The following is a 13,169-nucleotide window of genomic DNA, read 5'->3' as shown; positions in this document are numbered from 1 at the left end:
CGCTCTCCTTCAACGATACCGATCGAGGAGGTCGGGCGCCCACCCCCGGCCCCTCCCGCTTGCGGGAGGGGGGAAGGAAGAGCGTCGATCTCGTGGCCTTCGCGGATGATCATTTCTTGGGCCGGACGACCATCGTCGAGGTCCGTACCGGGACCGCGATGCGCGGGTCTTCGATGCTGCCGGGGGTCGGGCCGGACGGAATCGGCGGCGCGGCGCCCATGTAATCGCGGACGAGCTGGTCGATCGACGGCTCGGCGCCCGGCTCCTGCAAGCCCTGCTGCAGCCGGACATAGCCGTAGCGCTGCTCCGTCAGCTTGCGGCTGTCCTCCGCGGTGCGCAGGATCGTCGGGCGGATGAAGATCATCAGATTGGTCTTCGACCGCTGTTTCGCCTTCGACGTGAACAAATGGCCGAGCACCGGAATGTCGCCGAGCAGCGGGATCTTCTCGATCGTGCGGCGCTCGTTGTCGTCGAGCAGGCCGCTGATCACTGCGATCTGGCCGTCGTCGACGGTGCGGACGGTCTCGACCTCGCGCTTGTTGAGAATCAGGTCGCTGTTGTCGCTCGACACTGGACCGGCGATCGAGCTGACCTCGAGGCGGAGGTTCAGTTTCACCGTGCCCGACGAATTGACCTGCGGGCGGACGGTCAGTTCGATACCGACGTTCTGGCGCTGCGTGGTGCGGAAGGCGTTGTCGAAATTGGTGCTGAGCGCCTGCCCCGTGGTGATCGGGATTTCCTGGCCGACGAGGCTGTGCGCCTCCTGGTTGTCGAGCGTGACGAGGTGCGGAACCTGGAGCAGGTTCGAGGTGGTGTCGCTCTTCACCGCGTTGATGATCGCGCCGAAGAACGTGCTGCCGATCTTGCCGCCGAAACCGCCGAAACCGCCCGTCGCCGCGAGGATCGAGCTGATCGCCGACTGTTGGAGCGTGTTCGCGGCGTCGCTGGTGGTGTTGGTCGTCGTCGTGCTGCCGTCGGTGTTGACCGTCGTCGTGCTCGACGTGTTGAGCTGAGTCGCGCCGATCGCGCCGGCGATCTGCAGGATGTTGGGCGCGGAGTTGGAGAAGGTCGACGCGCCGAACGCGCCGCCGCTGGGGTCGCCGACGATGAACTGCGCGCCGAGCGTGCGGGCGGTCGAATCCGACACTTCGGCGACGATCGCCTCGACCAGCACCTGTTCGCGGCGGGTGTCGAGCTGGCGGACGACGTCGTTGAGCTGGCGCTGGATCTCGGCGGGGGCGGCGATGACGATCGCGTTGGCGCCGGCGAAGCGCGTCACGACCGCGGCGGTCTTGCCGCCAGCCGCGGTGATCGCGGGCTGGCCCGATCCGCCGCCCCCGCCGCTCGGGGATGGCCCCGACTGCGGGATCTGCGGCTGCGACATGTTCGACTGGCCGCCGGACGCCCCGTTGGTGCTGCTCGATCCGAAGTTCGAGCGCGACAGAGCCGTCTGCACGGGCTGGGTCGGGGTCTGGCCGACGAGTTCCTGGAGCACCGGCAGCAACTGCTCGGCATCGGCATTTTCGAGGAAGACGACCCTGATCTCGGTGCCGTTGCGCGCCTTCTGATCGAGGTCGGCGGCGACCTGCGCGAGGCGGGCGACGGTGGTCGGATCGCCGCGCAACGCGACCGCGTTCGAGCCTTCGACGGCGACGACCGAGGCGCTGGGGCCGGTCGCGGCTGCTCCGCCCTGCCCGCCCCCGGTGCCCGCGCCGATCAGGCCCTGGAGCGCGGTCGCGATTTCCTTGGCGCTGGCGTTCTTGAGCGCGACGACCCGCGTCGACGAGGTGTCGGTGTCGATCCGGCGGAGGACTTCGCGGATACGGCGGATGTTATCGGCGAAATCGACCACGACGAGGCTGTTGCCGCCGCGGTTCGCGCTGACCGAGCCTTGCGCGCTGACCAGCGGGCGGACGGTCTCGACCGCGGACTGCGCGTCGATCGCCCGGAGGCGGACGATCTCGGTGACGTAGCTGTTACGCGCGGCCCCCGCGACGCCGATCCGGCTCGGCTGCGAGGCGGCGTTGTCGAGCGGCTGGACGCGGAACGCGCCGTTCGAGGTCGGCACCGCGACGAGGCCGTTGGCGCGCAGGGTCGAGAGGAAGACCTCGAAATATTCGGAGCGCGACAGCGGGCGATCGGTGACCACGGTCACCTTCCCCGCGACGCGGTTGTCGATGATGAAGGTCCGCCCGGTGACCTTGGCGGCATCGGCGATGAACGCGCGGATATCGGCGTCGCGGACGTTGAGCGTGGTCTGTGCGTGGACGCTTGCCGCGAGCGCTAGCGCAACGACCGGACCGAGGATCAGTTTTTTCATGTGGCCGTTTTCATTTGGGTGGCGCGATCGTGATGGCGAGCGGCAGGGTATCCTGGCCGCGTTCTACGGTGATGGGGACGTTGCCGCCGCCCGCGAAATCCTTGGCGATCCGGTCGAGATCACCGGGGCCCGAGACGGGGCGCCCGCCGATCGAGGTGACGACGTCGCCGTCCTTGAGCCCGGCCGAGCGGAAGGCGTTGCCGGTGCCTTGCGCGCGGACGGTGAGCCCGCTGATGCGGCCGCCGTCGATCCGCGGGATGAAGCCGATCTCGCTGCGGAGCTGCGCGACCGGGATGCCGACTGCGGGAGCGCCGGACGACGCGGTTAGCGCGCCGACCGGAGCGGCACCGGGCGCGACCGGAGTGACGGCGCCGGACTGATCGAGGAACAGGTCCTCGTCGGCGCCGCCGCGATCGATCGTGACATGGTCGAACGCGACCGCCTTGAGCCGCACGCCCGGCTGGATCTCGTCGCCGATCGCGACGCTCTGCTGCACGCCGTCGGGGCCGGCGATGATCGCGGAGCTGCGCCCCATCGCCTCGTCCATGCGCGTGCCGAACAGGGTCAACTGGAGCGACGTCACGGTAGCCGGTGCTCCAGGCGCGCCGCCGAGCCGGAAGAACGGGTCGAAGCCACGGAGGAGGTCGGCAGGCGAACCGACCACCATCGCCGCGGCCGGACGCCAGTCGCCGAGCGGCGTGATCGGCGTCACGATCGTCCAGGCCAGCCGCGCGCACTGCACCGCCAGCCCGGCCAGCAGCGCGAGTTCGACGACACTATAGACATTCACGACCGGCATACGCCGCAAGATACGGCGCGCCCGCGCGTCCAGCTTCAATCGCATCCGCGACCCACCCCATTTTCCCGCATCTCGTCGCGTAGGCATGCCATGTTACAATTCCGCGTCAATGGCTTGCGCGTTGGTTGCCGCATTCCGATGGGGTAGCGCATCGCGTCCGGGGTTGGCAGAAGACGCGGATGTCCGAGCATCTCCCCTCCAGCGGCTCCGGCCTGCCCCCCGAACCGGTCATCGCGCGGCTGTCCGCCCCCGGCGTGCAGCGGGTGCCGAGCGCGAAGCTCGACCTGTTCGTGCGGAAGGACTTCCTGCCGCCAGAGCTGTGTGCGGCGCTGATCGAGCGGATCGATGCGGTGCGGCGCCCGTCGACGATCTCCGATTCGAACGGCGATGCGAGCTATCGGACGAGCGAGACGGGCGACCTGTCGGCGGAAGACCCTGCCGTGATCGAGGTCGAGCGTCGTATCCTGGCGCTGACCGGGCTCGATCCTGCGCACGGCGAACCGTTGCAGGGGCAGCGCTATGCGGTCGGGCAGGAGTTCAAGGGACACACCGATTATTTCGAGCCGAGCGGCATCGATTACCAGCGCTATTGCGGGGTCGCGGGAAACCGCACGTGGACCGTGATGGTCTATCTCAACCAGCCCGAGGCGGGCGGCGCGACGCGGTTCAAGGCGATCGACAAGATCGTCCAGCCGGAGACGGGCAAGCTGCTCGCGTGGAACAACCGTCGCGCGGACGGGAGCCTGAATGCGGCGACGCTGCATCACGGGATGAAGGTGCGCGCGGGGGTCAAATACGTGATCACGAAATGGTTTCGGGAGAAGGAGTGGGGGTGATGCGTCGGGCGTCAAGGTAGAAGCACCACCCCGGCGAAGGCCGGGGCCCAATTGGGACACGGCAATAACGAAGCGCATCGCTTCGTTATAACCACCTTGCCAATTGGGCCCCGGCCTTCGCCGGGGTGGAAATACGCTACGGTGTTCCGCCTTTAGAACTGCACGCTCGCCCCCAGCGTGAAGACGCGGCCCAGCTTGTAGCGGTTGATGTCGACTTCGTTGCCGTTCGAGAAGGTCTGGTACTCGCGGTAGCCGGTGCCGGTCAGGTTGCGGGCCTCGAACTTCACCTCGATCTGCTTGCCCGCCACCGGGATGCCCTGGCGCGCGACGACGTCGAAGCGGATGCCGGGCTTCTCGATCAGGTCGGGCAGGCGAACGCCGCCGCCGCCGCCGACCGGGCCGCGGTTCGTCACGCGGTCGCTGGCGTAGTTGAACAGCAACGTCAGCTGCGACAGGCTCGCCTTGTCCTCGATCCCGAGCTGCAGATTGACGAGGTGATCCGACTGGCCGGTCAGCGCCGCGCCGTCCTGGAACAGCACGTTGGCGGGGCGCAGGCTGGCGGTCGTGCCGTTGGACTGGATCGGGCTGGCGATCAGCTCGTCGCCAACCTGCAGCGCCGAATGCGTGTAGGTGTAGTTGGCGATCGCGACGAGGCGACGGGTCGCGAAGAAGTCCCCGTTCAGGCCATCGAGCGGGATGTATTTCTGAAGCTCGACCTCGCCGCCGTACAGGTCCGCGCGCGGGGCGTTGGCGAAGCCGGTCTGGAGCGTGTCGCTGCCGGCCGGGAAGAACGCGACCGCCTCGATCGGGTTGTCGATGCGCTTGTAGAAGCCCGCCAGATTGAACTTCTGGTCGCGCGCGAAATACCATTCGTAGCGCAGCTCGCCGTTATACAGCTGCGAGTCGGTCAGGAACGGGTTGCCGAAGAACAGGCGATCGCTCTCGAAATCCTGGTAGAGCTGGGGTGCGAGTTCGCGGAACTGCGGCCGGGCCAGCGTCTTCGACATATGCCCGCGAACCTGCATGTCGGACGCGAAATTCCACGTCACCGTGACGGCCGGCAGCCAATAGGACCGTGCGAGGTTAGTCTGCGCGAACGAGACGCCGACACCACCGCCCGGCAGCACCGTTTCCAGCGCGTCCTCGTAGCGGATGCCGACATTGGCGCGCAGGCCGTCGGTGATCTCGCCCTCGACCTGGGCATAGGCACCGTGGATCCGCAACGACGCATCGTAGGTCGGCGCGCAGGTCGGTGCGACGCAGGTGTTCGCGAGGCCGATGCCATAGGTCTGGAGGTTGAAGTCCGACAGCAGGAAGTCCGGGCGTTCCTGGGCGACGGCATCGTCCAGCGCGACGTTGCCCGCGGTCTGGTAGCGGAAGGTGTAGCGGCTCGAGGTACGATCGGTATCGCTATAAGCATAGCCGACCGACAGCGCGAACGGGCGGTCGAACGGCACGTTCCAGGTGAGGTTGGCCTGTCCCGACCACAAGGTCTCGTCGAGTTCGCTGAACGCGACCGTCGCGCTCTGCAAGCCGCTGAGGTTGTTCGTGTAGTCGCCGACATTCTCGTTATATTGATAGGTGAACTGGCGCTCGTAGGGCGAGTTGCGCTCGGTCTTGGCATAGCTGCCGCGGGTATCGAGGGCGAAATCGCCGAACTTGAACTCGCCGACCAGCTGCGTGTCCATCAACTGGCGTTCGAACCAGCTGGTGTTCTGGACGATGAACGGCTGGATGCCGGCGACGTCGCCGATGTTCGACGTCGAGCCGGTGCTGAGGCGACCCTGCTTCAGCGTGTCGTGGATGTAGAGGTTGGTCCAGCGGATCTTGTTCTCGCCGAACTCCGCGCCGAAGCCGAGCAAGCCGTTGACGATCGACCGGTTGTCGGTCAGCACCGTGCGGAAATCGCGCGTGAGGATGCCGCCGACGTCGTCGGTCGACTGCTGGATCGTGTCGCGCGTCCGCCACGTGTTGCTGATCCCCGCCGCGGCGATCACGCCGACCCGGGTGCTGCCGATATCGGCCGAGGTGCCGAAGCTGGTCTCGCCCGACAGATTGGCAGGGATCTGGTTGTTCTGTTGCAGCAACGTCGTCTTGGCGTTCGACAGCGCGGTGATCTGCGCGCCGGTCAGCGACGTGCCGTCCGCGCCCGCCGTCTTGATGAAGCCGGGGACCTTGCGCTCGCCACTGTCGAAACCGGTCCAGTCGTGCTTGCCGCCGTCATAGACATAGCCGAGTTCGCTGGTCGTGACGGTATCCGCGCCGACCGAGCCGCCGAACTGGAAGAACGTCTTTTCGGGGACCGCCTTGGTCGTCAGGTTGATGACGCCACCGCCGAATTCGCCCGAGTAATTGACCGAATAGCTCTTTTGCACGACCGCCGATGCGATCACGTTGGTCGGGAAGATGTCGAGCGGGACGACGCGGCGCAGCGGCTCCGGCGATGGCAGCGGCGATCCGTTGAGCAGCGACGACGAATAGCGATCGCCGAGACCGCGGACATAGACCAGGCCGTTGCCGACGACCGACAGGCCGGTCACGCGCTGGAGCGCGCCGGCGATATCGCCTTCGCCGGTCCGCGCGATATCGGCGGACGACAGCACGTTGACGACTTCGGCGGTGGCGCGCACCGCATTGGGCACGTTGCGCCCGATGACGACGATGTCTTCACCGCCCGAATTGCCGCCGGGGGTCGAGATCTCGACCTGCTCCTGCGCCTGAGCGGCCTCTGCCGTCGGGTTGGCACGGTCTTCGACCGGCGTACCCGCCTGCGGCGAGACGACGCTGCCGGCCGGAGCGCTTTGCGCGAACGACTGCGCCGGGACGAGCGTCGTCGTCGCGAGCAGGACGGAGACGAGAACGGATGACTTCATGGCTGCCCCGGCAACAAGAGGAATTCGGTAGGTAAAAGGCTGCGCGGCGGGCCCCCGCCCGCCGCACAGCCTCAGGCTTGCGTCGGTATCAGCTGGTCGGCAGCGCGGTGCAGGCGGTGCTGGTCGTACCGAAGCTCGCGCGGTTCGAGTTGCAGGTCCAGCCACGATACCAGGTATCGGTGCTGCCGTTGACCGCACCGACATAGCTCGTGTTCACGAGGAACGCGGAGCCCGACGGGTTGAGCGTCGCCGCGTTGAACGCGGTGGTCGTGGTGGAGACGCCAGCCGGGAGGAACGTGCCCGTGACGGCCGAACCGACGGCCGCGCTCTCGGTGTTGTTGGTGCCGGCACGGAACAGCGCCTGCTGCTCTTCGGTCGTTACGGTGACGCCGTTGACGGTGGTCGTCGCGTACGGCGTCAGGCAGCTGAACACGACCGAGTTGAACACCGGCGGGCCCTTGTCTTCCAGCGTCGTGCTGGCGGGCCGGATGGTCGTCTTGCCGCCTGCATCGGCGCCGGCGATGACGTTCAGGCATGCGCTGCTCGGGTTGCTGACGATGCCGTTGACGAAGGTCGCATCGGCACCACCGCGCAGACGGATCGCGGCGTTGGTCGCGGTCGAGGTCTGGATGAAGGTGAAGTTGGCGAGGTTGTAGGACTGGCGCGGCAACGCGTCTTCCGAACCGTTCGAGTCGATCTCGGTCGAGTAGTTGTCGGTCTGCGTGTTGGTCGGCTTCTGGATCGCGAGCACGAACTGCACGAAACCCTGCCAGCCGACATCGGTATCCAGGCCGTCGTCATCCGCGCCGGTGATCGCCAGATAGCGCAGGTTGCTGCGGCCACCGAAGATCTCGATGCCGTCGTCCGAGCTGTTGTGGATCTGGATGTGATCGAGCACGGTCGCGGACCCGGTGCCGCCGAGCGTCAGGCCCTGAAGCTCGTTGTTCGGGCTGATGACGGTGCCCGAATAGCGGATCTGGACGTAACGGATGGTGCCGCTGTTGTCGGTCGGGATCGCGCCGCCGTACAGCGCGGTGCTGGTGCCCTCGACGACGTTCTCGCAAGCCGCGTTACCGCCGGGGACGGTGGTGTTGCAGTTCGAGATCGGCGCGCGACCGGCGAGGATGATGCCGCCCCACAGGCCCTGCGTTTCGTCGGTGACGCCGCCGGTCAGGTTCGCCTGTGCGGTGAAGATGATCGGCTGAGTCTCGGTGCCCTCGGCGATCAGCTTCGAGCCGCGGTTGACGACCATGTAGTCGTTGTCCGCGTTGGTGGTGTTCGCATAGACCAGCGAGCCGGCGGCGATCGTCAGCGTGGTGGGGATGCCCGTCGGCGAGGTGCCGGCACCACCGATGTCGACACCGACATCGACGCGGCCGTTGATCTCATAGGCGACGCCCGCGACCTTCGGCAGGCTGAGCGCGGAGGTGATCAGCGACGGCAGGCGGCACGAACGGTAATTGCCGAGCACGCCGACGTCGGTGGTACCGGTCGGGCACGACGTGGCTGGCGTACCTGGGGTCGGCGTCGGCGTCGGCGAAGGGGTCGGGCTCGGCGTCGGCGTACCCGGAACGACGATCACGCCCTCACCCGGCGAGGCGACACTGTCAGCGCCATCGCAGGCCGAGAGTGCGAGGCAGGCAGTACCCGCCAGCAGAACGATGCTCGTGCGCTTGAAGATGGTCATTCGAGAGACTCCCGGTCGAAATCGTTGATCTGATGGATCGACTCAGGCTCCCCCCTGCCGACCTCGATTAGGCGACTATGCGGGGCGCGTGACGTTACGATGCGATTTGCGTGACGCTTGCATGACTGGGATATGACCGTTCGATGACAGCGCGCCCGGCAAGGGGGTGAAGCAAGGGGTTGAAATCGGCGCGCACGAACACATCTCTTCCGATCCGGCGCGCGATGATTTACAGGCGCAGCCAGAGTCACCGCTGGCGCATCCCTGCGACCGTGCGGCCAGACCATCATTACAGGATATCTCGACAACAATGGCCTCTTTCAAGGACCCCAGTTTCCAGGACCGCACGAGCAGCGCAGCCGCCGCCAAGCAGAAGGCGCTCGAAGCGCTGAAGGCGAAGCCGCCGATCGACGAAGCCGTCGTCGCCGAGCGCCTGGCTGCGCGCGAAGCCAAGGAACTCGCCGAGCGCGAGAAGCGCGCCGCCAAGCGTGCTGCCGAGGACGAGGCCAAGGCCGCCAAGAAGGCCGAGGCCGAGGCTGCTGCTGCCAAGAAGCGCGAGGCCGAGGCCAAGGTCGAGCTGACCGACGCCGAGAAGAAGGCGATTCGCGACGCCAAGTATGCGGCGCGGAAGAACAAGAAGAAGTGATTTTGGGGCGGCCGTGGTGCCGCCCCTGGGCTGTTGCCGATTGTGAAGCTACACCGGCGCTAGAAGTTGAGACCACCCCGGCGAAGGCCGGGGCCCAATTGGGAAACGTCGATGACGACGGGCTGTGCTCAATCACACGGGCCTCACCAATTGGGCCCCGGCCTTCGCCGGGGTGGTGTTGGAAAACGACGCAAATCCCTGACCGCCTTGTTCTCCCGCCTTCGCGGGAGAACAAGGCGGTCAGGTAAAATGGAATGGTAGAGGGTGCGCGGCCTACTCCGCCTGCTCCCAATCGCCCCTCAACGCCTCGAACAAAGCCACCGTAAGCTGCCGCCGTTGCGCATCGACTACGGCACGCGGCGACGCCGCGTTCCGGCGGCGTTCGACAGCGGCGCGAGGTATTCGGGCGCCGAGCAGGCGATCCCCGTCGCAATTCCGCCTCTCGTCGCCGTGACGAATGAGACGAAGGACATCTTGAACCACACCGACAGCGCCGTGGTCCGGCCGGAGAACTTCTCCGACCGGTTGCTCGGCTGCGCCGGTTGCGTGGCTTCGACGGAAACGTCCGACCCGGCGCCGCCGCCAGCCGGCGCGCTGGATCAGATCGAATTGTGCAACCGCATCTCGGCCAAGCTTCTCAATCGCCTGCGCTATCTGGTGGATCGGCTGGAAGCGACGGCGTGACGCCCGGTTTACCACCCCGTTTTGCGTGTACGGCGGGTGTCTGATCTGAATGATAAAGGCCACCAACTCATTGAGCTGGTGGCCTTTTTAGTGGTGGGCGCGGCTGGGATTGAACCAGCGACCCCACCCGTGTGAAGGGTGTGCTCTACCACTGAGCTACGCGCCCGAAACTCGTTCGGAAGCGGGCCTTTAGGCAGGGGACGCCTGCCTGTCCAGCCCTTAAGTGGCGATCGATTCGATCCTCCCCCGCAAGGGGCGGTGGCGGGCGCTTGCCAGACGGAGGGGGAGGAAAGAAAACCAGCCGTTCCGTGTCCTCCCCCTCCGTCGCCTCCGGCGCCACCTCCCCCTGGCGGGGGAGGATTTTAAGTCGCTTTAGTTGACCGCGTCCTTCAGGCCCTTGCCGGCCTTGAACTTGGGCTGGGTCGAGGCCTTGATCGTCATCGGCTCGCCGGTGCGGGGATTGCGGCCGGTCGACGCCTTGCGCTTCGAGATCGAGAACGTGCCGAAACCGACCAGGCGAACCTCGTCGCCCTTTTTCAACGATGCTTCGATCGCGTCGAACACCGCCTCGACCGCCTTGGTTGCGTCGGCCTTTACGAGCCCAGACGTATCCGCAACCGTCGCGATCAGCTCCTGCTTGTTCATATAATCCCCCGGGAAAAAACTCGAATCGGCCGCGATGGACTCGCGACCGCACTCAGCGCGCAATAATGCGGCGGCTCCGTCTGCTGTCAAACGAAACCGCCGCGTCGTCGCTTACGATCCAAACATGGATCAGTGGTGAAGGCCACCCCCGACCGGTGCGATCGGTGCCGGCGGCAGGGCCGCAAGCTCGTCTGCATCCGTCCACTCGATCGCCTCGAGCGGCTCCGTCAGCGCCAGACGAAGCACCTCGTCGACATGCTTGACGGGAATGATCTTGAGCCCGGCCTTGATGTTCGCCGGGATCTCCGCAAGGTCCTTCTCGTTCTCGGCCGGGATCAGCACCGTCTCGATACCGCCCCGCAGCGCCGCGAGCAGCTTCTCCTTGAGCCCACCGATCGGCAGCACGCGACCGCGCAGCGTGACCTCGCCGGTCATCGCAACCTCGCGCCGAATCGGCACGCCGGTCAGCGTCGATACGATCGACGTGACCATGCCGATCCCTGCCGACGGACCGTCCTTCGGCACCGCACCCTCGGGCAGATGGATGTGGATGTCCTTGCGCGCGAACAGGCTCGGCTTGATCCCGTAGCTCGGCGCGCGGGCCTTCACATAGCTGAACGCGGTCTCGATCGACTCCTTCATCACGTCGCCGAGCGTACCGGTGAGCTTGGCCTGCCCCTTGCCCGCGACCGTCACGCTCTCGATCGTCAGCAGTTCGCCGCCGACCTCGGTCCAGGCGAGCCCGGTGACCGCACCGATCTGGTTCTCGGTCTCGCCGAGGCCGTGGCGATACTTCTGCACGCCGGCATATTCGCCGACATTCTCGGGCGTGATCGTGACGCTGGTCGTCTTGTTCTCGAGGATCTGGCGCAGCGCCTTGCGACACAGCTTGGCGATCTCGCGCTCGAGCGTACGCACGCCGGCCTCACGCGTGTACTGCTGGATGAGCGTGCGCAGGCCCTCCTGCGTCAGCGTGAATTCGCCCGGCTTCAGGCCGTGCGCCTCGATCTGCTTCTCGATCAGATGCCGCTCGGCAATCTCGACCTTCTCGTCCTCGGTGTAGCCTTCAAGACGGATGATCTCCATCCGGTCGAGCAACGCCTGCGGCAGGTTGAGCGAGTTCGCCGTGCAGACGAACATCACGTCCGACAGGTCGATATCGACCTCCAGATAATGATCCTGGAACTTGCCGTTCTGCTCCGGGTCGAGCACTTCGAGCAGCGCCGACGCCGGATCACCGCGGAAATCCTGGCCGAGCTTGTCGATCTCGTCGAGCAGGAACAGCGGGTTCGACGTGCCGGCCTTTTTCAGGTTCGTGACGATCTTGCCCGGCAGCGAGCCGATATAGGTGCGGCGATGGCCGCGGATCTCGGCTTCGTCGCGCACGCCGCCGAGCGACTGACGGATGAATTCGCGTCCGGTCGCCTTGGCGATCGACTTGCCGAGCGAGGTCTTGCCGACGCCGGGGGGACCGACGAGGCACAGGATCGGCCCCTTCAGCTTGTTGGTGCGCGCCTGCACGGCGAGATACTCGACGATCCGGTCCTTGACCTTCTCGAGCGCATAATGATCCTCGTCCAGCGTCACCTGCGCGGCGGCGATGTCCTTCTTGATCTTCGACTTCTTGCCCCATGGCAGGCCGAGCAGCACGTCGAGATAATTGCGCACGACGGTCGCCTCGGCGCTCATCGGTGCCATCGTCTTCAGCTTCTTCAGCTCGGACGTCGCCTTGCCGCGCGCTTCCTTGCTCATCTTGAGCGTCGCGATCTTCTGCGTCAGCTCGGCGATCTCGTCGCCTTCGCCCTCGCCGTCCTCGTTACCGAGCTCGCGCTGGATCGCCTTCAACTGCTCGTTCAGGTAATATTCGCGCTGCGTCTTCTCCATCTGGCGCTTGACGCGGCTCTTGATCTTCTTCTCGACCTGCAGGACGCCCAGTTCGCCCTCCATCGCCACCATCGCCATTTCGAGGCGCTTCGACGGGTTGGTCTCGATCAGCATCGCCTGCTTCTCGGCAACCTTGATCGCGATGTTGGCAACGACCGCGTCGGACAGCTTCGATGCGTCCTCGATCTCCGACATCTGGACCGCGGTCTCGGAGGCGAGCTTGCGGTTGAGCTTGGCGTAATTCTCGAACTGCTCGACCACCGATCGCATCAGTGCGGTGACCTCGGCGCCTTCGACCTCGGCATCGGCGACCGTCTCGACCGTGGCGGTCAGGAAGTCGCCGCTCTCGTCCAGCGTCTCCAGCGTCGCGCGCTGCTTGCCCTCGACCAGCACGCGGACGGTGCCATCGGGGAGCTTCAACAGCTGGAGCACGGTCGCGGTCACGCCCATGGAATACAGGTCGTCGCGCGAGGGATCGTCCTCGGCGGGGTCGACCTGCGCGACGAGATAGATCTCCTTGTCCGCCGCCATCGCCGCTTCGAGCGCGGCAACGGACTTATCGCGGCCGACGAACAGCGGCACGATCATGTGCGGGAAGACGACGATGTCGCGAAGGGGAAGGACGGGGTACTGGGTCATGAACGCTCCGGTGGGTGCCTGCATGGGGGCATTGTCTGTAGCTTATATGGTGAGGATGAACCGTCCATCAATTGGTTGGTGGCGGTTCTGGGTTTTCGCGCGGTAGCCTAGCCCAACCGTTCTCCTGCGAACGCAGGAGTCCAGGGTAACGGGCCA

9 protein-coding genes and 1 tRNA gene are annotated in these 13,169 nt (G+C 66.1%); 3 read left to right on the top strand and 7 right to left on the bottom strand.

Annotation, left to right across the window (positions count from 1 at the left end):
• Positions 1-109: 109 nt before the first annotated feature.
• The gene (gene gspD / locus NLI89_RS04905) at positions 110-2,320 is read right to left on the bottom strand and encodes a type II secretion system secretin GspD (RefSeq protein ID WP_187504211.1); all 2,211 of its coding nucleotides are present in this window, start codon (positions 2,318-2,320) and stop codon (positions 110-112) included.
• 10 nt (positions 2,321-2,330) lie between these two features.
• Positions 2,331-3,206: a type II secretion system protein N gene (locus NLI89_RS04900; RefSeq protein WP_368077240.1), complete on the bottom strand. Its 876-nt coding sequence runs from the start codon at positions 3,204-3,206 to the stop codon at positions 2,331-2,333.
• Between the two features lie 92 nt (positions 3,207-3,298).
• Here NLI89_RS04900 and NLI89_RS04895 point away from each other — a divergent pair, with 92 nt between their 5' ends.
• Entirely contained in the window at positions 3,299-3,955 is a 657-nt protein-coding gene (locus NLI89_RS04895; RefSeq protein ID WP_254685992.1) for a prolyl hydroxylase family protein, read from the top strand.
• A 152-nt stretch (positions 3,956-4,107) separates the two neighbouring features.
• On the opposite strand, the gene NLI89_RS04890 is transcribed toward NLI89_RS04895, so the two are convergent.
• The gene (locus NLI89_RS04890) at positions 4,108-6,828 is read right to left on the bottom strand and encodes a TonB-dependent receptor domain-containing protein (protein ID WP_254685991.1); all 2,721 of its coding nucleotides are present in this window, start codon (positions 6,826-6,828) and stop codon (positions 4,108-4,110) included.
• 88 nt (positions 6,829-6,916) lie between these two features.
• Complete coding sequence (locus NLI89_RS04885) at positions 6,917-8,515, bottom strand: hypothetical protein (protein WP_254685990.1); 1,599 nt, start codon at positions 8,513-8,515, stop codon at positions 6,917-6,919.
• A gap of 310 nt (positions 8,516-8,825) precedes the next feature.
• Between NLI89_RS04885 and NLI89_RS04880 the strand changes: the two genes are divergently transcribed.
• Together NLI89_RS04880 and NLI89_RS04875 are read left to right on the top strand one after the other, a co-directional pair.
• Complete coding sequence (locus tag NLI89_RS04880; protein WP_132740214.1) at positions 8,826-9,161, top strand: DUF6481 family protein; 336 nt, start codon at positions 8,826-8,828, stop codon at positions 9,159-9,161.
• A gap of 336 nt (positions 9,162-9,497) precedes the next feature.
• Positions 9,498-9,845, top strand: a complete 348-nt coding sequence (locus NLI89_RS04875) for a hypothetical protein (RefSeq protein WP_254685989.1) — start codon at positions 9,498-9,500, stop codon at positions 9,843-9,845.
• 91 nt (positions 9,846-9,936) lie between these two features.
• Here NLI89_RS04875 and NLI89_RS04870 read toward each other — a convergent pair.
• From NLI89_RS04870 to lon, 3 genes are all read right to left on the bottom strand, one after another.
• Positions 9,937-10,011 (bottom strand) — tRNA-Val (locus NLI89_RS04870).
• Positions 10,012-10,217: 206 nt separating this feature from the next.
• The gene (locus tag NLI89_RS04865) at positions 10,218-10,490 is read right to left on the bottom strand and encodes an HU family DNA-binding protein (RefSeq protein ID WP_131585619.1); all 273 of its coding nucleotides are present in this window, start codon (positions 10,488-10,490) and stop codon (positions 10,218-10,220) included.
• 129 nt (positions 10,491-10,619) lie between these two features.
• Positions 10,620-13,013, bottom strand: coding sequence for an endopeptidase La (lon, locus tag NLI89_RS04860; protein WP_254685988.1), 2,394 nt, complete (start codon positions 13,011-13,013; stop codon positions 10,620-10,622).
• Positions 13,014-13,169: the final 156 nt, after the last annotated feature.

This window comes from Sphingomonas faeni (assembly GCF_024273235.1).
In the GTDB taxonomy this organism is placed as follows: Bacteria; Pseudomonadota; Alphaproteobacteria; order Sphingomonadales; family Sphingomonadaceae; genus Sphingomonas; species Sphingomonas faeni_A.
The sequence above is the reverse complement of the archived record's forward strand: the minus strand, read 5'-3'. Positions and strand labels throughout refer to the sequence as shown.

Excerpts from the sequence above, each read along its gene's own strand:
- NLI89_RS04880 (WP_132740214.1), top strand. The coding sequence starts at position 8,826 with ATGGCCTCTTTCAAGGACCCCAGTTTCCAGGACCGCACGAGCAGCGCA.
- gspD (WP_187504211.1), bottom strand. The coding sequence starts at position 2,320 with ATGAAAAAACTGATCCTCGGTCCGGTCGTTGCGCTAGCGCTCGCGGCA.
- NLI89_RS04895 (WP_254685992.1), top strand. The coding sequence starts at position 3,299 with ATGTCCGAGCATCTCCCCTCCAGCGGCTCCGGCCTGCCCCCCGAACCG.
- NLI89_RS04865 (WP_131585619.1), bottom strand. The coding sequence starts at position 10,490 with ATGAACAAGCAGGAGCTGATCGCGACGGTTGCGGATACGTCTGGGCTC.
- NLI89_RS04900 (WP_368077240.1), bottom strand. The coding sequence starts at position 3,206 with ATGCCTACGCGACGAGATGCGGGAAAATGGGGTGGGTCGCGGATGCGA.
- NLI89_RS04890 (WP_254685991.1), bottom strand. The coding sequence starts at position 6,828 with ATGAAGTCATCCGTTCTCGTCTCCGTCCTGCTCGCGACGACGACGCTC.
- lon (WP_254685988.1), bottom strand. The coding sequence starts at position 13,013 with ATGACCCAGTACCCCGTCCTTCCCCTTCGCGACATCGTCGTCTTCCCG.
- NLI89_RS04885 (WP_254685990.1), bottom strand. The coding sequence starts at position 8,515 with ATGACCATCTTCAAGCGCACGAGCATCGTTCTGCTGGCGGGTACTGCC.